Below are 20,813 nucleotides of genomic sequence, written 5' to 3' on the forward strand. Positions count from 1 at the left end.
TGGGACAGGAATCAAACGCGGGGCGGTCGCCATACCCCGGACGGGGTTTGCACGGGCAGGGAATCGCTAAAGAAGGAAATCGCTACGGGGCTGAATGCGGTTATGGGAGGCTTGATAATCGAGACTTGCAGCATGCCGCCCGTCTTGCATTCCTGGCCTGGTTTGCAAGGCTTGCCGTGCTCGGTGGGGCTTTTCATGTCGTTGCAGCAGTCCATCCCCATGCCGTCCATCATCGCCATGCCCATCGTCTTCATGGGGCACGGTTCTGTCGGTGCCTGAACACCCGCCATCCCGCTGAGGGGAAGCGCCAGGCTGATCATGAAAATGATGCAAAACCGCAGATAGCGTTTCATGGGCTGGAGTGTAGTCGCTGCAAATGGCTCTTACGATGGGATTTGAGTCGTCAGCAACCCGTCGTCAGGTTCCGACGCAGGCGATAACACCGGACATGAATTAAGCCAGCATTACGTGTTCATCGACCATCCTGAAATCCACGCGGGATCGTGTGCTTTCCATTGCCCGCCTCTCACATCACAGGGGCAAAGGCCTGTCCTGCACCACCCGTTTCATGACCAGCGTCGACGTCAGCCGCTGCACATTGGGCAAGGTCGAAAGGCTTTCATCGTAGAGCCGTTGAAAGGCCGGCAAATCCTGGGTGATGACGTGCAGCAGATAATCCGGTTCGCCGAACAACCGCTGGGCATCGACCACCTGCGGGATGTCGACGAGCGCCGTCTCGAACGCCTCGACCGCTTTGCGGTCGCCCTCGCGCAACGTGGCAAACACCATTGCGGAAAAGTTAAGGCCCAATGCGCTTGGGTCCAATTGGGCTCTGTAGCCGAGCAACACACCCGACTCCTCCAATGCCCGGACGCGTCGATGGCAAGGGGAAAGGCTCAGGCCCACGCGCTCGGCGAGTTCGGTGACCGACAGGCGACCGTCCGTTTGCAGCTCAGAAAGAATCTTGCGATCAATCCTGTCCATTTAGAATTTTCTCCTAACTCTGCGCATTCTGATGATCATCTTTGAAAGTAAATTCTAACAAGATTTCCTTATTCTTCCTCGCATCCATATTTTTCGGAGCGGGACGATGCAGAGCACGGTGTATCAGCAGCAGAAGTGGTTAGCGCCATGACCTTGAGTGTTTTCGTGGCTTTTTGGGCGGTGTCGATTCTGTTCGTCATCACGCCGGGTGCAGATTGGGCTTACGCGATTTCGGCGGGGTTGAAGGGCCGGGTCGTGATACCCGCCGTGGGCGGGCTGTTGTCCGGTCATTTGATTGCCACGATGATCGTTGCCGCGGGCGTCGGCACGTTGGTGGCCAACCACCCCGTTGCCTTGTCGGTGCTGACCGTTGCCGGGGCCGGTTATCTGCTGTGGTTGGGCATCAACATGCTCGCCCGCCCCGCTACACCGCACTCAGATGATGCTCAGGCGCCGGGCTCCTGGCAGCGTTGGGCGATCAAGGGGCTTTGTGTGAGCGGGCTGAATCCGAAAGTGTTTTTGCTGTTTTTGGCGCTGTTGCCTCAGTTCACCGACGCGGCAGCGGCCTGGCCTGTGCCGATGCAGATGATTGCGCTGGGGCTCATCCACACGGTCAGTTGTGGCGTGATTTATTTGCTCGTGGGATTCGGCTCACAGGCCGTACTGCAAGCACGCCCCGCCGCGGCCCGGTGTGTCAGTCGTTTCTCCGGAACGGCCATGATCATCATCGCGGTCGTTTTGCTCGGCGAGCAGCTGTTGGGTTAAGCCATTGACAAGGCCAGCATTGCACAGCGCTTTTGCCCCGCGCCAACACTCCCCGCCTCGTCGTACAGATCACTCACGGTGTCGTAGTCCACTCGGGCGTCGGGCACCAGAAAATTGACCAGCTTCGATTTCAAAATCTCTTCGACCATCTTGGTGTCTCCTTGATATGAGTAGCAGTCCTGTCACTCAGACACCTGCTGTGCACTGGCGCTGAGTGCACGGGGTGATAATGTAGCGCGCCGAATGGAGAATCCAGACCATGCGCCAAGTTCTTCTCGTTGTGGATGTTCAATCCACCTTCTCGCCGTCTGAATGGCTCGTGAAGGGTATTCAAAAACTCGCGGACGTTGTCCCGGCGGTGGCGACCGTCGAGCTGCATGACGAACAGCGCACGCCGTTCCATCAACAGCTCGGCTGGCACCCTGCGGCGCTCGACAGCAGCGCGGTAAAAACAGAGCAGGTTTTCGTCAAGCACGGCTATGCACCTTCGCCAGAGACCATGGACTATTTGAAGCGCCTGAAGCCGGACCGTGTCCTGGTTTGCGGTATCCAGACGGATACCTGTGTCCTGGCCGCAGGCTTTGCACTGTTTGACGCCGGCCTTTATCCAACGCTCGTCACCGACCTCACGGTGGGTTCATCCCTGGACCGCTCCGGGCAACTGGGTATCAGCCTCTGGACCCACCATTTTCGGCACACCACCACCTCAGCTGAAGTTCTTTCAGGATTGATCGCCGAGTAAAAGTGACGTGATCACGAACAGGAAATCCACCGCAGCAGGCATTCGTGGATAGGCGCACGTCTCTTGTGCGGCAGCCTGTCGGCGCATGGTCAGGATGGCTGCACCGAAGCGGATGAACGTTGAGCTGGCAAAAAAGCAAAATTGCCATGTGTTCCACTCGTTAGTTCATACGTCGCAGTTCTCACTGCCCGTTTCTATCTGTCTGGAGTTCTCTCGATGCCCTCGCCCAAATCCCTGCCCGCTACGCTGCTGGGGCTGGCGCTTGCCTGTCCGGCCATGGCCGAGGAAGCCCAAGGCCTGGAGCTGGGACAGGTGCTGATTCAGGCTGAGGAGCAGCGCGGCGAAGACCAGACGATCGAGGACGCCGAGGCCCGGCTTGCCCAGGTGCCCGGCGGCACCAATGTGGTCGATATGCGCCGCCCCCTTCAGGGTCGCGTGGCCAGCAACCAGGATGTGCTGGCCTATCAGCCGGGGGTCTATGCCCAGTCTGCGGGCAATGAAGGGGTGAAGATTTCGATCCGTGGCTCGGGGATCAACCGTGCACCGGGCGCCCATGCCTCGGGGCTGTACGCCATGCTCGACGGTCTGCCGCTGACCGGCCCGGGCGGCACGCCCTACGAGTTGCTGGAGCCGCTGTGGCTCGATCATGTGGAAGTGCTGCGCGGCGCCAACGGTTTTGACAGGGGCGCGCTGGCCTTGGGCGGAGCCATCGATTACATCAGCCACACCGGCTACGACGCACCGCTGTTGCAAGTGCGCTACGCCATGGGCAGCCACGGTTATCAGCAGCGTCAGGTCAGTTCCGGGCAGGTGCTGGGGGATTTCGACTACTACGTGTCCACGACCGATGCGCGCGCCGACGGCTATCAGGATCACACGGCCAGCGAGAGCCAGGGCGTCATTGCCAACTTCGGCTATCGCTTCAACCCGAAGCTGGAAACGCGCTTTTATCTGCGCTATCGCCAGACCGACAACGACCTCGCCGGGCGGGTGACCAAGCACTCCATCGAGCACGACCCACGGGCGGCCAACCCTGCTTACGTGACGCGGGATGATCGTCGCGAACAACCGGGAAGCACCTTCTTCGGCAACAAGACCACCTACTACATCGATGACGATTCGAGTATCCAGACCGGCCTTGTCTACCATGACTACCCGATGGATTTGCGTGAGGGCCCGAACCGCTTGAAGGTGGCGTACACGGACGTCAGCGGCACCTTCGACTATAAGCGTCGCGACACCCTCTGGGGCCTGGAAAGCCAAAGCACGCTGGGCCTGCGCGTGACGAAGCACCTGCCCAATGCCGGCGCCAGCGAATCAGTGCGCATCCCCACCGGCAACACCGCCGGCTATGCGCCGGGCACGCCCATTCGCAACTTCACCTACCAGGGTTCAGACACGGTCTTGCATATGGGCAATGACCTGGAGATCGCCGACGACCTTTGGCTGACCACCGGCCTCGCAGCCATTTACACCCGCCGCGAAAGCGCCGTGACCTTCCCGGAAGGTGGCGGCAAAACCAGCCTCAACGACTGGGACTACGCACCACGCGTGGGCCTGCGCTACCAACTCACACCGGACTTGCAGCTGTTCGGCAATCTCAGCCGCTCGGTCGAAGCGCCGCACCCGTGGTCGCTGATCTACAGCTCCAACATTCGCTTCCCGGCAGGCAGCGGTGTCGCCACAGGCGCCCAGCGCGACCCGATCAAACTGCAGAACCAGACCGCGACCACCCTGGAACTCGGCGGCCGCGGCGACAGCACGATGGGGCAATGGAGCCTGGCCTGGTACTACGCTCAGGTGCAGCACGAATTGCTTTCGGTGTTGCCGGATGCCAATGCCGTGACGCCTTACGAACTCAACGCCAGCCCGACCGTGCACCAAGGCGTGGAAGCCAGCCTGCAAAGCAACCTGTGGTCGTCCGGCGATGGCGGCCAACTGAGCTTGCGCCAGAGCTACACCTTCAGCGACTTCCACTACCGCGATGACGACCGCTTCGGCGACAACCGCCTGCCGGGCTTGCCGATGCACTACTACCAGGGCGAACTGCGCTACGACTGGCCCCAGGGTTTCTTCGCCGGGCTCAATTCGCAGTGGGTGTCGAAAACTGCGGTCGATTACGCCAACAGCTATTACGCCGACCCTTACGCACTGTTCGGCGCGACTGTGGGCTACAACGCGCCCAAGGGTGACTGGCAGACCTGGCTGGACCTGCGCAACTTGACCAACAAGCACTACGCCGCCACCGTCACGCCGGGCTACGACGACAAAGGTCTGGACGCGGCACGGTCGACGCCGGGCGAAGGTATGGCGGCGTATGTCGGGGTGTCGTGGAGTTTGCGCTGAGGCCTGGGCATGCTTTTGAGTCGGTCCTGACTATGCCGACGACACTTTTGAGCTGAGACGTTTCAGCGGCTGCCGCGATAATCGAACGCTAAACCCATGAGACATCGAGGTTCAGCATGACAAGCGCCGCGACAGAGCAGGTCAGCCCGCAAACCCTGAGAAAAGTGATTGTCGCCGCCGGTATCGGCAATTTCGTCGAGTGGTTTGACTTTGCCGTCTACGGCTTTCTGGCGACGACCATCGCCCAGCAGTTTTTCCCCAGCGGCGATGCCAGCGCTGCGCTGCTGAAAACCTTTGCGGTATTCGCCGTGGCCTTTGCGTTTCGGCCTCTGGGCGGGATTTTCTTCGGCATGCTCGGTGACCGGATTGGTCGCAAGCGTACCCTGGCGATGACCATCCTGCTGATGGCGGGCGCGACGACCCTGATCGGTTTGTTGCCGACCTACGCCGCGATCGGTGTCACGGCACCGGTGCTGCTGAGTCTGATCCGCTGCGCCCAGGGTTTTTCCGCAGGCGGCGAATATGCCGGTGCCTGCGCGTACCTGATGGAACATGCCCCCAGCGATAAAAGAGCGTGGTATGGCAGTTTCATTCCGGTGTCGACCTTTGCCGCGTTTGCATCGGCAGCCGTGGTGGCTTACGCACTCGAGGCATCACTGTCGGCCGAAGCCATGGGCAGCTGGGGCTGGCGCCTGCCGTTCCTGATTGCCGCACCACTGGGCCTGGTCGGTCTCTACCTGCGCTGGAAGATGGATGAAACCCCGGCGTTCCAGGCCGTCACCCAGCAACATGCCGTCGCGCACTCCCCGCTCAAGGAGACCCTGCGCAACCATGGCTCGGCCATCTGCTACCTGGGTGCGTTCATCTCGTTGACGGCCCTGTCGTTCTACATGTTCACCACCTACTTCGCGACTTACTTGCAGGTCGCGGGCGGCCTGAGTCGCGCAACGGCGTTGCTGGTGTCGCTGATTGCACTGATCTTCGCCGCACTGATGTGCCCGTTGGCCGGTTTGTTTTCGGACCGGGTCGGGCGGCGCATGACGGTGATGACGGCCTGCGCGCTGTTAATCGTGGCGGTGTATCCATCGTTCATGATGGCCAGTTCCGGCTCGTTCGCAGCCTCCATCGTTGGCGTCATGCTCCTGGCGATTGGCGCCGTGTTGTGTAACGTGGTGACCGCCGCCCTGCTCTCGGAAACCTTCCCGACGCGCACTCGCTACACCGCATCGGCGATCACCTACAACATGGCCTACACCCTGTTCGGTGGCACCGCGCCGCTGATGGCGACCTGGCTGATCAGTACCACCGGCAGCAATCTCTCGCCGGCGTTCTACCTGATTGCCATTGCGGTGTTGGCATTGGTTGGCGGCCTGGCGTTGCCGGAGACTTCGAAGATCTCCCTGCACGATGTTTCATCGGGCGAAAAGCAAACAGAGGTGCCGGCGGTGGCACGAGGGTGAAACTCACCCTCGTGGTCTGTTTAACCCGGCTAACCCCTGAGCGCCGCTTCAATCGCCGCGACGTCGATCTTGCCCATCTGCATCATCGCCTCAAATGCACGCTTGGCCGCGGCGGGATCGGGATCAGTGATCGCCGCCGTCAGCACCCGAGGGGTGATCTGCCAGAACAAACCCCACTTGTCCCGGCACCAGCCGCAGACGTTTTCTTCGCCGCCGTTCCCCACTATCGCGTTCCACAAGCGGTCCGTCTCGGCCTGATCGTCGGTCGCCACCTGAAACGAGAAGGCCTCGTTGTGCTTGATCGACGGCCCGCCGTTCAGCCCGAGACACGGGATACCCATCACCGTGAACTCCACCGTCAGGACGTCGCCCTTCTTGCCCGCCGGATAGTCGCCGGGGGCGCGGTGGACAGCGTTCACCGCGCTGTCCGGAAATGTTTCGGCGTAGAACGTCGCGGCGTCCAGCGCGGTGCCGTCATACCACAGGCAAATCGTGTTTTTGCTGACCATTTTTGTTCTCCAAATGAATGTGGCGGTTTTTCCTAGTCAACGTCTTCGAACGTTCCTGTACGTACTTCGCCGCTGCGTTCGTAGCGGCTGATCAATACACCCGCTGGCGTGGTGATCGAGTGCGCCAGGGTGAACGCCGACGCCAGCGCATCGTCGCCGAACAGGCGCTTGCCGCGCCCCAGGACCACGGGAAACGTCATCAGCCGCAGCTCGTCGACCAACCCGGCGGCCAGCAATTGGCGCACCAGATCACTGCTGCCCTGGGTCAACAAACGGGCGCCGTCCTGCTGCTTGAGCACGCGTATCGCGTCAGCAAGGTTGCCTTTCAGTGCATGACTGTTCTGCCAGTCGAGCGTATCGGGTCGATGCGTGGCGACGTGCTTTGCCACGCGGTTGAACAGGTCGCCGATGGGATGGCCGTTTTTACCGGGCCAATACGCCGCGAAAATGTCGTAGGTTCGGCGCCCCAGCAGTAACTCGAACGGCTGCGAGAACAGTTCGTTGATGGCCTGGCCGGAGGCTTCGTCGGCGTAAGGCACGATCCAGCCACCGAAACGGAAATCGCCGCCGGGATCCTCTTCGGGCCCGCCGGGTGCTTGAATAACGCCATCAAGACTGATGAAAGCGGCAACGGTGAGCGTGCGCATGGTCTTCTCCCGGTTGGTCTTCGTGACAGCGCTCTTGCAGGAAACACCGACGATCAGGCGCATTCCTTAACCGTAGTCGAACGAGACGCCCGGAAATCGACAGTGCGATATACGGATGACGAGCCCTGCGAAAAACAGTCTTGAACGCTACAATCACAGCCCTCTCCCGCAGATCAGGCAGACCCGTCCGGCTATGGCGCTCGACCCTCCAACGATGTTGACACTCTCTATCGCCCTCGCAGCGGCCGCCGCGCTGTATCTGGCGATCGAGTGGCGCAGCATTCGCGAACCCTCGCTGCTGTTCTGGAGCGCAGGATTTGCCACGATCACCGTGGGTTCGACCCTCGCCTTGCTGCGTATCAGCGGCCTGTTGCTGATCGGTATCTGGTTCGCCAACGGCCTGTTGGTGACGGCGCACTTTCTGTTCCTGTTGGGCGTCGCGCGTTTTACGCAGGTGCGCCTGTCTCGTGCCTGGTACCTGATTTTTGCAGCCTGGTTTGCCATGTTGTTGCTGCCGGACGAAGCGTCGTGGTCGAAGATCATGCTGGTGGCCAATTCGCTGCTGGTCGCCCTGCCGACGCTCAGGGCCAGCTTCCTCTTGCGTCCTCATGGCAAGTCTTTGAGCGTGGGCGCGGTGCAACTGCGTTATGTGCTGCTGACCCACGGGCTGTTTTATCTGGCCAAGGCGATATCGGTGGTCGTGCCAGGCACGCTGATCGATCTGGCGGCCTTTCGTGGCGAGATCATCCAGATTTCGCTGGTTGAGGGCGCGATGGCGATCATGCTGATCGCGCTCTCGATGACCGGCACCGAGCGCTACCGGCGGGAGAAACAGATTGAACGACTGGCGGCACGCGATCCGTTGACCGCCCTGTACAACCGCCGCGCCCTCGAAGTACGGGCACCGCGCCTGCTGGAGAACGTCTCGGGCACGCGACCGGGCGCGCTGCTGCTGATCGACATCGACAACTTCAAACTGGTCAACGACCTCTACGGCCACACGGCCGGCGATCGATTGCTGGTTTCGCTGAGCGAGATGATTCGCGCGGTTTTGCCCGGCGGTGCACTGGCGGCCCGGCTGGGCGGTGACGAATTTGTCATCCTGCTGAATGACGCATCGAGTGAGCGAGTCGTCGGGTTGGGCAACGCGCTGCGGGACCGGTTTCACCAGGCCGCCGCACAGGCATTCACCACGCCTGAACCGGTCACATTGAGCATCGGCGCCAACCTGTTCGACCAGCCGCCGTCGAGCCTGGCCGCCCTGATCGAGCAAGGCGACGCCGCGCTTTACGAATCCAAGCGCGGCGGACGCAACAGCCTGCGCCTGGTGGATCGGACCCTGGCCAGCGACGAGCTGTCACCTACCCGCTGACTCGCCAGTTGTGTTGATACGCATGCATGAGTGATAGGTTCACAAATACTGCGTATCTTGTCCGATACAAAGCGATCCAATGCGGCCATTTACGAGCCGCTCTCGTCAAGGAAGAACAATGATCACTGCTTCAACTTCGACTTCAACGAATGCGGCGATGTCGGCCTACACCTCTGCCGCCGAGGCGAAGGCTGCGGCGGCTGCGCAACAGCAACGCGTGGCTCAGGATGATCCGGCCAAGACACCGAACGACGATTCGGTGAGCCTGTCCAGCACCTCCACCGCCTACAGCAATTCGATCGCCGGCAACGCGCCGTTCTTTCCGGTGCGTTCGGGAATGAACGCTGACGCACTCGTCCTCGGTGCCTCCAAGCCTGGCGCGGTCTCCAGTTCCAAGGACAAGACGTTTGCCGAAGTGGCCACCGATGCCCGCAAGCGCATGGATGAAAAATACGCGCTGATGAAAGCCAGCGGCAAACCGTATACCGGCAGCGATGAAGACCGGAATGCGTTGATGGGCGATCTGGATCGACGTTCGCTGAACGCCGTCGCCACCAATCAGGGCGGGACCTTCACCGCAGAGGAACAAGCCTCGGCACAAGCCTTGATGCGCCAACAGGCGCGCCTCGCCACCGGTTACTACAGTGGCCCGGCAGACCAGCAAAAAAACTGGAAAGACCCGTTTATCAACGACCCTTACGGTCGGGCCCGCGCCGCCCTGGATTTCATGGACAACATGAGCCCCGAAGAGAAAGCCAAGCCTGAGTGGCTGTCCCAGCATTTGTCGCTGGAAGCGGCGCTGAATCAGAGTTCGAGCCTGGACCCCGCCGAGAAGAAGACCGGGCATTTCCACAACCTGGCTGAAATCCTCGCGGGTATCGTGACGGACGGATCCGACAACGAACAATCCGGCTCGGCCAAAAACACAGATCCGAGCGTCGGGATTATGAAAAAGCTGCAATCACTGGTTTCGTGACACCGCCGATCCTGTAGGAGCCGGCTTGCTGGCGATTGGGCCTTGAATATTGCGTTGATTTCGTGGGCCTCATCGCTGGCAAGCCAGCTCCCACAGGTTCCGGGGTGTCTGGTCGGAGGCATTCGCAACGCTGATGCCGCTGGTAGAACACAACCCCTGTAGGAGCCAGCCTGCTGGCGATTGGGCCTTGAATATTGCGTTGATTTCGTGGGCCTCATCGCTGGCAAGCCAGCTCCTACAGGTTCCGGGGTGCCTGGTCGGTGGCATTCACAACGTTGAGGCCGCTGGTAGAACACAACCCCTGTAGGAGCCGGCTTGCTGGCGAAGCAATCCGGACTTTTGCGCAGCCCTTGAGGCCGCCATCGCCAGCAAGCCGGCTCCTACAGGTTTGGGGGCTACCCTTCAAAACGTCCCGTGCCTTTGCGGTCGTGCTTGTATCGGCGGGTCAATGGAAACGGCGGCAACCACTGCTCGCGGCGAATGATCCAGCTTTCATAGGTGGGCGTCAGTTGGTCCGGGGCATCCAGCGATCCCAGGTTCACTTCGACTTCGTCGTCGGTGCGGGCGAAAACCGAGGAGCCACAGCGCGGACAAAAAAAACGCCCGGCATAGTCGCGGGTTTCGCCGGTGATCGTCACCGCACGCTCGGGGAATATCGCGGAGGCGTGAAACAGCGCGCCATGATGCTTGCGGCAATCGAGACAGTGACAGAGGCCGACCCGGTATGGCCGCCCGGATGCCTCGATTCTCACGTTGCCACACAGGCAACCGCCGGTAAAAGAGTCCATGGTGCGCCTCCTCTGAATTCGTGTGACCGGAAGGCTTATTACGATAGCAGCCACCACTGGTCGCAACGAACTTGCTCTACAGATGCTTTTTACCTAATTTTGATTCTATAGATTCAATTTGAGGTCATGAACATGGCCGTTGCCCTCCAGCAACAAGCCTTCACCAAAAGCCAGTGCGTAACCGGCCTGCGCGCCGCTGTCGGCATTCTCGACAAATGGCGCGCCTCCAGCGATCAGGCCTGCCGTATCCTGCGCATCTCCCGCAGCACCTACACCCGCGCCCGCCAACACGATCCCGACTGGGCCGTGGCGCTGGACGCGGACCAGATGCAGCGCATCAGTTTCGTGCTCAACATCCACGCAGCGCTGCGCCTGGTGTTCGACAACCCGGAAAACGTCTACGGCTTCCCGTCGATGGCCAACGACAACGAATTCTTCAACGGCCGCTCCCCGCTCGAGATCATGGCTCAGGGCGATATGATTTCCTTGTATGAGACCTTCCGGCGCATCGACGTGCTGCGGGGCGCGCAATGGTGAGGCTGAGCGAACTGGCAGCACTTGCCGGCGAGCCATTGCAAGCCTATCGACTGGTCAATTCCAAGTTCCCCCCGGTGGCCTTGTTTGATGACGTGGCGGACGCGGACGAGTTTGAAGTGCTGTATCAGATCCAGGAGCTCACCAACCCGAGGCTGAAAAATGAAGTGGGTCGCCTTGAGCTGATTCGCCGCAGTGAAATCCCGTTCGGCATTCCGGGCTGCTCCTATGCGACGGCCCCCTTTACCCACGTCAACCCGGCAGGCTCGCGGTTCAGCGATGGCAGTTTTGGGGTGTTGTATCTGGCGGACACCCTGGAAACGGCACTGGCTGAAGTGAAGCATCATCAGAGCCTGTACTGGTCGAACGTCCCGAGCCTCAACTACGAGCGGTTCGTCTTCCGCGGGTTGTCCTGCTCTTTTGTGGAAGCCGGGATGAAAGATGCGACCTCCCTTTCGATGACGGACCCTGTTTACGATCCGGACGATTACACGCACTCCCGTCGTTTAGGGAAGTCAGTCAAAGAGGCGGGTTGTCCCGGGCTTCGTTACCACTCGGTGCGAATGCACGGCAGTAATTGCTGGGCGCTGATGACGCCGAAACCGGTTTTATCGGTAATTCAGGCGGCGCATTACGAGATGGTCTGGAATGGGCAGGTGACGAGTGTCAGTCAGATTAGTGAGGCTTGATTGCGTTATGCCGAAATGAAAACGGGCGCCTTGATAGGCGCCCGTTTTTGTTTGTGTGGGGGGGGTTACCAACTGCCGTAGGGGATGCCGAATTGTTCGATGTAGCGCTTCGCCTTTTCACTGACTGGATAGGCATACTTTCCTTCACTCTTTCCCTGACTCGGTCCTAACGGTTCTATCTCAGCCTGGGCCCGTGCGACCTTGATCGTTTTCAGGCATTTATCCTCTACCCACACTTGCACAATGCCGCCGGGAGCCAATCCGACATACATCGCCGCCCGGTAATTGGCAGCCTCCTGCGGTCTTGTCGCGCAACGCTCATTCACAGAGGCGTGCATGATTTGACGCGCCTCCTCGGGAATATCCACCCACGCATGATAGGTTTGTGGCTCGACGATGGACTGCCAACGTACATATATGCGCTTAGGCAAGTCAGCGCCGACCACTCCCCGAATACTGCCACCGATATGCTCACCCCATCCACGCGCCGCTTCGGTTCCATTCTCAGGTTCTCCCCCGGATGCACGACCTCCGCCCGTGCGGTTGAACAGCTTGCCATTGATGTCTTCAACAGCGCTGTCCTCTACCCAAACCTTCATGTAGAACGGCTCGTTGAAACTGAGACTCCACCAAGGATTTTTCGGATCGTCCTTGCCCGATAACGGCTCGGATGCCTGACAACCTGCCGCCAGCAATGCGCACAACAAAATGACGATTGCTCGCATCAAAATAATCTCCAGCCTGGGTCAGCAATATGTGGGTGGCGAACACGGACTCCGTCATCCGTTGGAGCATTGGTGTAGCGGATTTTCATCCCACGTTCACGGCTGCCGCCAATCGGGTTGTTCCAGTTAGCAGACATGTGGATGTACTTAAGCCTAAGCAACCTTTCTTCTTCAGGTGATGGTTTGTACTGACCTGCGAGGACGTTGTCACAGAACGATTGAAGCTCTGCCGGGACAGCGTACTCAGGAGTTTGCGGAACATCATCAAACTGGACGCCTTTCTCCTTCGCCAACTTGTGCATCAAGCGCAGAGATACCACCGACAACTTTCCACTCACCGATCTTTTTAGTTGCAAACCCGCATAGGCTCGGACTTTTTTGCCCCCCAAACGATCCTGCTCCGCCACCGGTAACTCAGATGGCGCGGGAGTAACAACCTCCAGCATTGCATCTGGCCAGCCGCTGGCAATCCACTTGGCTTTCTCTTGAAGGGCGTCTCGATAAATGGAGGTGGTACGGATGTCTTCACCTTTACTGATTGTGAGGGCCTGCATTGGGCTCACCAATACACACTCTTCCACTTCCTCGCGATAACCACCACCAATGTCGGAATGCACACCGGGCAGGGGAATTTCCGGATGCGCAGGAACGACACTACTCAACGCAAAATTCGCACGATGTTCATCACGAGCCGTCAGTTGCACGACATCGGTGAAGTATTTTCGGTCCAGGTACAGGTTAATGCCAGGAGCCACCGGGCTTTTGATATCGCCCATATTTGTAAAGCCCGCGACAGAGGGAACAGTATCAAACAGGCCGACAAAACCCATGATGATTTCGCTGTTGTATTGGCTGCCAAAGCTGGAGCTGAAACCCTTGGGGTTACTTCGAAGCACTTCTCCCAATGGCCCTTGTTTGCAACGGACGATTTCGTTTGCAAAATGCCGTGCCGCAGCGGCGCCTCTACTGAAACCAAACGTGTCAAAGGTGAGCGAGGTGATCTCGCTGTCAGGATTACTCTCGATTACTCGCTTGACCAATGTTTTCAGGTCCGCGAACGCTTGCTGCACCTTACTCGCTACACCCGTTGCTCCTCGCCCAGTGGCTGCATTCAGGAGGCTGTCTTCGGTTCCGGCACTTGTGCCTATCCCATCAACGTAAAGGCTTCGCAGCGCTAGTTTGACCGAGCCTGCGCCCTGTACGTCTTTCGATTCCGGATAGAGGTCAAACAACTTCGAAACATTACTCACATCATTCCCATAACTCCCCTCCGGATCCGCCATATACGGCTTGCAGCTCGCATCTACATCCGCAGGCGAAATCGGATGATGGGCGCCACACAGCAATCCTGAAGCCGAGTTGCTCGCATTGTTCAGCGTCCCGTCGAAGAACACGCCAATGCGCAATGCGACGCGGACTTTCTCCTTCGCTGCCGCCGGTGCCTTGCCGTATTTCTCGTACTCGGCCCAGCGTCTGGCGTGGATGTCGACGGGTTTGGCTTCGTCGTATCGGAAGTTTTTCGGGGGGTTGGGTACGTATCCACTCATTCCTTGATCACCTGGCTCCTTGGTGCAACGGGCGCTGAGGGTGCCACTGTGGATCCAATCAAGCAACGCGTAGCCAGATGCCATCACTGGGACAACATGGACCTTCTTCCATGTATTGGTTTCGTCAATGGTCACCATTAATTCAATGAAGTTCTCTTAAAAATTGTGCGGCGTAACATCGCCTCCATACCAAACAACTACACCCCGGAGCACACCACCATGAAACGCCAACTCTTCCTCAGCATCGCTTTCTCGGTTTTTGCAGTTAACGCTTTTGCCGCTTCGTCCGCTCACCCGGTTGTCGCTGAAGGCGGCTCGGATCGTTTGATTGAAAGCCGTGTGGCTGAGGGTGGTTCGGATCGTTTGATCGAAAATCGTGTGGCCGAAGGTGGTTCCGACCGTCTGATCGAAAACCGCGTTGCCGAAGGTGGCTCTGACCGTCTGATCGAAAACCGCGTTGCCGAAGGTGGTTCCGACCGTCTGATCGAAAACCGCGTTGCCGAAGGTGGCTCCGATCGCCTGATCGAAAACCGCGTTGCCGAAGGTGGTTCCGACCGTCTGATCGAAAACCGCGTTGCCGAAGGTGGCTCCGACCGCCTGATCGAAAACCGCGTTGCCGAAGGTGGTTCCGACCGTCTGATCGAAAGCCGCGCTGTATGAATGAATGGCTCTATCGCGGTACTCAACGAGAAGCCCGGCCTAATCAGCCGGGCTTTTTCTTGCGTCAAACAAATGAGGGGCCTTCATTGAGTTGACACCGCAGCACGCCGCTTCGCGTATCGCCCCAACCCGATTTTGATGCCGACCAGCATGGGCGCGGCGACTGCGAAAAGCAGCGTCACTGCAACAAATGCGCTGTCGAACGCAATCACGGTGGACTGACCCGTAACGGTACGACCCAGAAGGCTCATCGCCGCCCTACCCGCAGCCACTGCGTCCATTCCTTTGGCCGACAACATCGCTGTCGTGGTGGTCAGCCGTTCGATGACCGCGCCCCCGCCCGGAGTGACGCTGGCGCCAAGGACCACCGAGTTGGCGACAACGTTATGCTCGATCAGCGTCTGAAGCCCTGCGACGCCCATCAGGCCACCCAACTGGCGCCCCGTATTAAAAAGCCCTATGCCGCTGGCGAGGTTGCGCCTGTTGAGGTCACTGAACGCGATCAGGGTGATCGACAGAAACAGAAAACCAAGACCCAACCCGCGCAACAGGATGGCCGCCATCATGTCGTCGGCGCCGCTTTCATGGGTGGAACCGGACAGCATCCACATCGCAACCATGATCATCAGGATGCCGAAGGGCACGGTAGCGAACGGCGGAACGCGGCGGGCCTGCATGAGCCAGGCCGAAATGAGCAACGCCCCGATAAAAAAGGCACCACTGGGCAACAGCAGCTGGCCGGCATCGGTGGGTGTGAACGCGAGGACTGACAGTGCAAACGCCGGAATCAGGAACGCACTGCCGAACAAGGCCGCACCGGCGACAAAACTGACGATAAAGGCGAAGGTAAAATCGTTCGATTTGAACAGGGTGAAATCGAGCACACCCTGGCCTTGGGTCAACAGTTGCTGGCCAAGAAAAGCCAGCAGCGCGGCTGCACCCATCACGGTCAGCCACAGGATGCGCGGTTCCTCGAACCAGTCCCATCGGCTGCCCTGGCTGAGCACATAGGTAAAACACAACAAGGTGACGCAGACCAGGCAGAAGCCGACCCCGTCAAACGGACGATGCCGTGTCTTGGTCGGCATCGGGGCGTCGGCGGTCAGCAAAAGTCCACTGGCCGCCAGGGCGAGCGGAACAACGCTGAAAAAAATCCAGGCCCAGGACTGGCTATCGATCAACCACCCTTGAAGGGCCGGCGCGAGGGTGGCGGGCGCGACAACCGCGCCCATGGCGAACAGCGCCTGAAGGATGGGTTGATGTGATCGCGGCCAGGCGCGAAAGATGATCACTTGCCCGCCGACGAGCAGCGCGCCGCCGGCGAAGCCCTGGATAATTCGAAGCGCTACCAGCAGATCCAGCCGAGCCGTCATGGCGGCAACGGCGCACGCCAGACCCATGACCAAAGTGGCGCTGATGAGGACCTGACGCGGAGCGAAACGGTTCACCAACCAAGGAGCGGTCACGAACCCGATCAGCTTGAACGCGGTGTAGCCAATGTCCAGCCAGGCGAACTCATCGGGGGTTGCATAGGTATCGCCGATGATGTCGCTGCGTCCAAGCGACAGGACGGTGCCGGCGAGCGCTTCCGTCAGCGCGGCAAGCAGAATGCCCGCCATGAGCAGGAGGCCGTTCGTCACGCTGGCATTGCCCGGCGTGGCGGTGGCCACCGTGCTCACGAGCCACTTCCTTGCGCAACCTCGACCCGCGCTGACAGGCCCGGCACGATGCGGCCCGGCAACGGGTTGTGGGCCAACAGGATTTTCACCGGCACTCGCTGGACGACACGAACAAAGTTGCCGGTCGCATTATCCGTGGGCAGCAGGCTGAATGCCGAACCACTGCCCGGTGCAAAGCTGTCGACCACGCCTTCAAGTGCCTCGTTCGGATAGCCGTCAACTGTGATGCGCACGCGTTGACCGGGGCGAATATGCTCGAGTTGGGTTTCCTTGAAGTTCGCCACGACCCACACATCATGAACCGGCACGATATCGAGCAACGACACGCCCGTCGTCACATACCGACCCACGCGAACCTGGCGGTTACCGATAACGCCATCGACAGGCGCGCGGACCACGGTGCTGTCGAAATCGATCTGGGCGAGATCCCGCGCCGCCTGCGCCTGATTCACCGCCGCAACGGCTGCTTCGCGCTCGGTGACCAGCACGGCGATGTGTTGCTGTTGCGCCTCGACCGATGCCGAGGCGGCCGATACCGTCGCCTCGGCTCTGGATTGTGCGGCGGCGGTTTCATCGACAAGGGCGTGGCTGACCGCGTTGCTGACGATCAGTTTGCGATTGCGATCATGGGTCTTGGTCGCCAGATTCATCTCGGCGGAAGCTGAACGCCGCTGGGCTTCGGCCTGGCGGATCAGGGCACGCTGAAGCTGGGTCTGGGCATCGACATGACTCAGGCGAGCCTGGGCCGCACTGACATTCGCCACGGCTTGCGCCAGCCGAGCGCGGTAGTCTCGATCATCAATGCGAAACAGGACATCACCCGCCCGGACGGTCTGGTTATCCTCGACCTCTACCGACGTGATGTACCCGGCCACTTTGGCGGCGAGCGAGGTCACGTCGCCGCGCACATAAGCGTTATCGGTGGAGGTCGCGCCGCTGAAAACAGCCACGGCCCCTCCGGCAGCCAGGACCAGAACGGCGGCGACGCACAGCAATCGGCCAATGATTTTTTTCTTGCTGCGGCGCGTCACGGCGACAGGGATTTCGGCGCTTGCGCCGGCGGCAATGGCGGCCTTGTCCTGGAGCGAGTTCATTTCTCTCATTACCTGTTCAATGCCGGGAAACGCAGCAGCCAAAGGGCGGCAGTGGCCTGCCGCCCGGCTATCGCGCGTCGATCAGCGCGTGTGTGAGGTCACTTGCCGATGGGCGTGACGAGCACCTTTTCATCGGAGTCGAGGACGAACACCGCCAGCAAACGCGCAGGTTGGGTATCGCTGGCGTTGGCGCTGACTTCGTGCACGGAGCCAGGCTCCTCTACGAAGTTTTCGCCGACGTTGTAGATCTTTTCCGGCTTGTCTTTGATTTTGATGCGAAACGAGCCTTCCAGGACCGTTGCATAAATGAAGGCCGTTTTCGGATGGGTGTGGGCCGGCGACGCGGCACCAGGCCCATATTCGACAACCACGCCTTTCATGCTCTTGCCGGGGATATTGGGAATGGGCCGGTCGAACACGACCGTCACCTTGCCCGCGGGCTTGTCGTCGGCCGACGCGGTGATCGAGAGCGCTGCGAAAGCAGCGGCCAGAAGATATCGGGTGAACATGGCAAATCTCCTTATGCGTCTGTTTGATGAGGGCGCAACCCGGTGTCAGGACCGGGCGAGCCAGTCCTCGAAACGAATCGCGCCCAGGCGCGGGTGCGTGCCGGGGGTCAGCGATTGATCGTCGAGCACCGCGCCGAAGTAGCGTGCGTGCACGTCCGGAACGACTTTGCGGGAGTCCCCGGTTGCCCGCAAAAAGCGCCTGACCAGTTCGTCCAGCGGCATGGCCTCGGGCCCCGCGACTTCGAGCGTGCCGTTGACCGGTGTTTGCAGCGTGACCTCCGTCAGCGCCGCCACTACGTCGTCGGACGCCATTGGCTGGATCAGCGCAGGCGAAAGGCAAATCTCCTCACCGACGGCGGCCGATTGCGCGATACCGCCGACAAATTCGAAGAACTGCGTAGCCCGCAGAATGGTGTAAGGAATGCCGGACGCCTTGATCAAGTTTTCCTGGGCGACCTTGGCCCGGAAATAGCCATTCTCGGGAAGCCGTTCGCTACCGACGATTGACAGGGCCACGTGATGACGAACGCCGGCGGCCGCTTCAGCCGCCAGCAGGTTGCGGCTCGAGGTTTCAAAGAAGTCGAGGACGGCCTGGTCTTCCCACGACGGTGCGTTCGCCACATCGACGACGATATCAGCGCCATCCATCGCTTCGGCCAGGCCTTCGCGGGTGATGCTGTTTATGCCGGTACTGGGGGCGGCTGCGAGCACGTCATGGCCGCGCTCGCGGAGGTTGTTCACAAGTTTCGATCCGATGAGGCCAGTGCCTCCAATGACGACGATCTTCATGGGTTCTCTCCGCTTCACGACGGCAACCATTGCTGTCGGTATGAGCAAAGAGTGCCCCCGTGCGTAAGCGAAGTCCTTGCGCAGGCCTTGGATTTACCTTCGCTCACGCTTGGTTTTTCGTCCAAAAAAACCGCCGTTTGAATGTCATCCTGACTCGGCGGTGCAGCCGGTTACGCGCTGCCGTATTATCGACTGCTCGTACCCATTACCCGCTCGACCAGGGGATATTTACCTTGCCATTCGTGTTTGAAGACTACGTACTCGATCAAGAGCGCCGGGAACTCACCTTGCGCGGGCAAGTCGTGCCCATCGGGCCACAGGTTTTCGATTTATTGCTGCAGCTCGTCAGCCAGCGCGATCGCGTCGTCAGCAAGGATGACTTGCTCAGGGCAGTGTGGAGCGGCCGGGTGGTTTCGGAATCGACGATCACCAGCCACATCAATGCGGTGCGCAAGGCCATCGGCGATACCGGTGAGGAACAGCGTCTGGTTCGCACGGTGCCGCGCAAGGGTTACCGCTTCATTGGCCTGGTCGAGGCAGGCGAGACCGCCGAGGCCCGGCAACCTGACGGACACGATATCGACGCAGGCATGCCCGCCGACCGGAATGAACCCCTCGTGCTGCCGGACAAACCCTCGATCACTGTCCTGCCCTTCCAGAACCTCAGCGGCGACCCGGAGCAGGATTACTTCGCCGACGGCGTGGTTGAGGACATCATCGCTGCCCTGTCGCGGATCCGTTGGCTGTTCGTGATCGCGCGCAATTCGAGCTTCACGTACAAAGGCCGCTCCGTGGACGTCAAGGGTGTCAGCCAGGAGCTCGGCGTGCGTTATGTGCTGGAAGGCAGCGTGCGCAGGTCCGGCGACAGGGTGCGCATCACCGGGCAACTGATTGATGCAACGACCGGAACCCATCTCTGGGCGGAGCGCTTCGAAGGCACGCTCGACGACATCTTTGAGTTACAGGATCAAATCACTGAAAGCGTCGTCGGTGCCATCGCGCCACAGCTCGAACGGGCGGAAATCGAACGGGCCAAGCGCAAGCCGACGGAAAGCCTTTGTGCCTACGACTATTACCTGCGGGGAATGGCGAAACTGCACAACGGCACACGGGAAGCCATCGAGGAGGCGCTGGTGATGTTCTACAAGGCCATCGAACTCGACCCGGAGTTTGCGTCGGCCTATGGCATGGCGGCGTGGTGTCATTTCTGGCGCAAGTTGAATGGCTGGATGACCGATCGACCTCAAGAGATCGCCGAAGGTGCGCGGCTGGCGCGACTGGCCATGGCGCTCGGTCGGGACGATGCGGTGGCGTTGACGCGAAGCGGGCATGCGCTGGCCCATCTCACTGGTGATGTCGATGGCGGCATTGCCCTGCTCGACAGGGCGCGCCTGCTCAATCCGAACCTCGCTCCTGCCTGGTTTTTGGGCGGTATTTTGCGTGCACTGCGCGGTGAAACAGACGCCGCCATCGAGTTTTTGACCCATGCCGTGCGCTTGAGCCCGCTGGACCCGGAGATGTTCAGGATGCAGGTGGGCATGGCGCTCGCGCACTTCGTTGCCGGGCGCTATGACTGTGCGACGGACTGGGCGGATAAGGCATTACGCAACCTGCCCACCCTGCTGCCTCCGGTCGCGCTGCTGGCGGCCAGTCATGCGCTGAGGGGACAAATGGATAATGCGAAACAGGCGATGCAGCGCTTGCGCGAGCTGGATCCTGCATTGCGTGTTTCCAATTTGAAAGAATGGCTGCCTATTCAGCGGCCAGAGGATCTTGCTCGTTTTGCGCAGGGGTTGCGGATGGCTGGGTTGCCTGAGTGAGTGTGGTGCGGGTTACTTCGCTTGGGGGTATATCCGTTTCTGCGGTAACGGCCACTTATGGTTTCGCCCTTACGGCGAGTCACTTGGAAGAGCCCCAAGTAACCAAGGGCTCTTGCCCCTTTCGTTCGGTGGTTCGCTAAGGCTCGCCATGCCCTCGCTCCGGTCCTGCTCCGTGGGC

General features: G+C 60.1%; 22 protein-coding genes. 10 read left to right on the forward strand and 12 right to left on the reverse strand.

What is annotated here, in order from left to right:
- Positions 1 to 11: 11 nt before the first annotated feature.
- A complete protein-coding gene (locus ACM6IO_RS17590; protein WP_414911938.1) occupies positions 12 to 353 on the reverse strand; it encodes a hypothetical protein in 342 nt (113 codons plus the stop codon).
- 178 nt (positions 354 to 531) lie between these two features.
- Positions 532 to 984: an Lrp/AsnC family transcriptional regulator gene (locus ACM6IO_RS17595; protein ID WP_414911939.1), complete on the reverse strand. Its 453-nt coding sequence runs from the start codon at positions 982 to 984 to the stop codon at positions 532 to 534.
- Positions 985 to 1,131: 147 nt separating this feature from the next.
- On the opposite strand from ACM6IO_RS17595, the gene ACM6IO_RS17600 reads away from it, so the two are divergent.
- Positions 1,132 to 1,749: a LysE family translocator gene (locus ACM6IO_RS17600; RefSeq protein WP_008035576.1), complete on the forward strand. Its 618-nt coding sequence runs from the start codon at positions 1,132 to 1,134 to the stop codon at positions 1,747 to 1,749.
- Here the strand turns inward: ACM6IO_RS17600 and ACM6IO_RS17605 are convergent.
- On the reverse strand, positions 1,746 to 1,898 hold the full coding sequence (locus tag ACM6IO_RS17605) for a hypothetical protein (protein WP_414911940.1): 153 nt from the start codon (positions 1,896 to 1,898) through the stop codon (positions 1,746 to 1,748). The two genes, ACM6IO_RS17600 and ACM6IO_RS17605, sit on opposite strands and share 4 nt — an antisense overlap.
- A 110-nt stretch (positions 1,899 to 2,008) precedes the next feature.
- Between ACM6IO_RS17605 and ACM6IO_RS17610 the strand changes: the two genes are divergently transcribed.
- The 3 genes from ACM6IO_RS17610 (at position 2,009) to ACM6IO_RS17620 (ending at position 6,297) form a co-directional block, all read left to right on the forward strand.
- On the forward strand, positions 2,009 to 2,491 hold the full coding sequence (locus tag ACM6IO_RS17610; protein WP_414911941.1) for an isochorismatase family protein: 483 nt from the start codon (positions 2,009 to 2,011) through the stop codon (positions 2,489 to 2,491).
- A gap of 216 nt (positions 2,492 to 2,707) precedes the next feature.
- A complete protein-coding gene (locus ACM6IO_RS17615; RefSeq protein WP_414911942.1) occupies positions 2,708 to 4,837 on the forward strand; it encodes a TonB-dependent receptor family protein in 2,130 nt (709 codons plus the stop codon).
- Between the two features lie 116 nt (positions 4,838 to 4,953).
- Positions 4,954 to 6,297: an MFS transporter gene (locus tag ACM6IO_RS17620; protein ID WP_414911943.1), complete on the forward strand. Its 1,344-nt coding sequence runs from the start codon at positions 4,954 to 4,956 to the stop codon at positions 6,295 to 6,297.
- Between the two features lie 29 nt (positions 6,298 to 6,326).
- Here the strand turns inward: ACM6IO_RS17620 and ACM6IO_RS17625 are convergent, their stop codons facing one another.
- Both ACM6IO_RS17625 and ACM6IO_RS17630 read right to left on the reverse strand, forming a co-directional pair.
- Entirely contained in the window at positions 6,327 to 6,806 is a 480-nt protein-coding gene (locus ACM6IO_RS17625; protein ID WP_008035586.1) for a VOC family protein, read from the reverse strand.
- A 32-nt stretch (positions 6,807 to 6,838) separates the two neighbouring features.
- Positions 6,839 to 7,453 (reverse strand): dihydrofolate reductase family protein, encoded by a 615-nt coding sequence (locus ACM6IO_RS17630; protein WP_192228804.1) that lies wholly within the window; start codon positions 7,451 to 7,453, stop codon positions 6,839 to 6,841.
- A gap of 193 nt (positions 7,454 to 7,646) precedes the next feature.
- Here ACM6IO_RS17630 and ACM6IO_RS17635 point away from each other — a divergent pair, with 193 nt between their 5' ends.
- Both ACM6IO_RS17635 and ACM6IO_RS17640 read left to right on the forward strand, forming a co-directional pair.
- Positions 7,647 to 8,825 (forward strand): GGDEF domain-containing protein, encoded by a 1,179-nt coding sequence (locus ACM6IO_RS17635; RefSeq protein ID WP_414911944.1) that lies wholly within the window; start codon positions 7,647 to 7,649, stop codon positions 8,823 to 8,825.
- Between the two features lie 118 nt (positions 8,826 to 8,943).
- Positions 8,944 to 9,801, forward strand: a complete 858-nt coding sequence (locus ACM6IO_RS17640) for a hypothetical protein (protein ID WP_253402867.1) — start codon at positions 8,944 to 8,946, stop codon at positions 9,799 to 9,801.
- 395 nt (positions 9,802 to 10,196) lie between these two features.
- Here the strand turns inward: ACM6IO_RS17640 and ACM6IO_RS17645 are convergent, their stop codons facing one another.
- Positions 10,197 to 10,589 (reverse strand): GFA family protein, encoded by a 393-nt coding sequence (locus tag ACM6IO_RS17645; protein ID WP_414911945.1) that lies wholly within the window; start codon positions 10,587 to 10,589, stop codon positions 10,197 to 10,199.
- A gap of 132 nt (positions 10,590 to 10,721) precedes the next feature.
- Here ACM6IO_RS17645 and ACM6IO_RS17650 point away from each other — a divergent pair, with 132 nt between their 5' ends.
- Complete coding sequence (locus ACM6IO_RS17650; protein ID WP_414911946.1) at positions 10,722 to 11,126, forward strand: antitoxin Xre-like helix-turn-helix domain-containing protein; 405 nt, start codon at positions 10,722 to 10,724, stop codon at positions 11,124 to 11,126.
- Positions 11,120 to 11,812 (forward strand): RES family NAD+ phosphorylase, encoded by a 693-nt coding sequence (locus ACM6IO_RS17655; RefSeq protein WP_414911947.1) that lies wholly within the window; start codon positions 11,120 to 11,122, stop codon positions 11,810 to 11,812. Before ACM6IO_RS17650 ends, ACM6IO_RS17655 begins: the two co-directional genes overlap by 7 nt.
- Before the next feature lie 65 nt (positions 11,813 to 11,877).
- Here ACM6IO_RS17655 and ACM6IO_RS17660 read toward each other — a convergent pair whose 3' ends face one another.
- Positions 11,878 to 12,537 carry a DUF2931 family protein gene (locus ACM6IO_RS17660; RefSeq protein ID WP_414911948.1) on the reverse strand — a complete coding sequence of 220 codons (660 nt, stop codon included), beginning with the start codon at positions 12,535 to 12,537 and terminating at the stop codon, positions 11,878 to 11,880.
- On the reverse strand, positions 12,537 to 14,084 hold the full coding sequence (locus tag ACM6IO_RS17665; protein WP_414911951.1) for a T6SS phospholipase effector Tle1-like catalytic domain-containing protein: 1,548 nt from the start codon (positions 14,082 to 14,084) through the stop codon (positions 12,537 to 12,539). The genes ACM6IO_RS17660 and ACM6IO_RS17665 overlap by 1 nt, the downstream gene beginning before the upstream one ends.
- A gap of 219 nt (positions 14,085 to 14,303) precedes the next feature.
- On the opposite strand from ACM6IO_RS17665, the gene ACM6IO_RS17670 reads away from it, so the two are divergent.
- The gene (locus ACM6IO_RS17670) at positions 14,304 to 14,744 is read left to right on the forward strand and encodes a phage infection protein (RefSeq protein WP_145316151.1); all 441 of its coding nucleotides are present in this window, start codon (positions 14,304 to 14,306) and stop codon (positions 14,742 to 14,744) included.
- A gap of 83 nt (positions 14,745 to 14,827) precedes the next feature.
- Here ACM6IO_RS17670 and ACM6IO_RS17675 read toward each other — a convergent pair whose 3' ends face one another.
- The 4 genes from ACM6IO_RS17675 to ACM6IO_RS17690 all read right to left on the reverse strand — a co-directional run bounded on the left by ACM6IO_RS17675 (position 14,828) and on the right by ACM6IO_RS17690 (position 18,815).
- A complete protein-coding gene (locus tag ACM6IO_RS17675) occupies positions 14,828 to 16,423 on the reverse strand; it encodes a DHA2 family efflux MFS transporter permease subunit (RefSeq protein ID WP_192228796.1) in 1,596 nt (531 codons plus the stop codon).
- Positions 16,420 to 17,517 (reverse strand): HlyD family secretion protein, encoded by a 1,098-nt coding sequence (locus ACM6IO_RS17680; protein WP_008042326.1) that lies wholly within the window; start codon positions 17,515 to 17,517, stop codon positions 16,420 to 16,422. The genes ACM6IO_RS17675 and ACM6IO_RS17680 overlap by 4 nt, the downstream gene beginning before the upstream one ends.
- Positions 17,518 to 17,615: 98 nt before the next feature.
- On the reverse strand, positions 17,616 to 18,026 hold the full coding sequence (locus ACM6IO_RS17685) for a cupin domain-containing protein (protein ID WP_008042324.1): 411 nt from the start codon (positions 18,024 to 18,026) through the stop codon (positions 17,616 to 17,618).
- A 45-nt stretch (positions 18,027 to 18,071) separates the two neighbouring features.
- Positions 18,072 to 18,815, reverse strand: a complete 744-nt coding sequence (locus ACM6IO_RS17690) for an SDR family oxidoreductase (protein ID WP_414911949.1) — start codon at positions 18,813 to 18,815, stop codon at positions 18,072 to 18,074.
- Between the two features lie 233 nt (positions 18,816 to 19,048).
- Between ACM6IO_RS17690 and ACM6IO_RS17695 the strand changes: the two genes are divergently transcribed.
- Positions 19,049 to 20,635 (forward strand): winged helix-turn-helix domain-containing protein, encoded by a 1,587-nt coding sequence (locus ACM6IO_RS17695; RefSeq protein ID WP_414911950.1) that lies wholly within the window; start codon positions 19,049 to 19,051, stop codon positions 20,633 to 20,635.
- The last annotated feature ends 178 nt before the right edge of the window (positions 20,636 to 20,813 follow it).

Source organism: Pseudomonas sp. IT-P44, assembly GCF_949768225.1.
Classification (GTDB): Bacteria; Pseudomonadota; Gammaproteobacteria; order Pseudomonadales; family Pseudomonadaceae; genus Aquipseudomonas; species Aquipseudomonas migulae.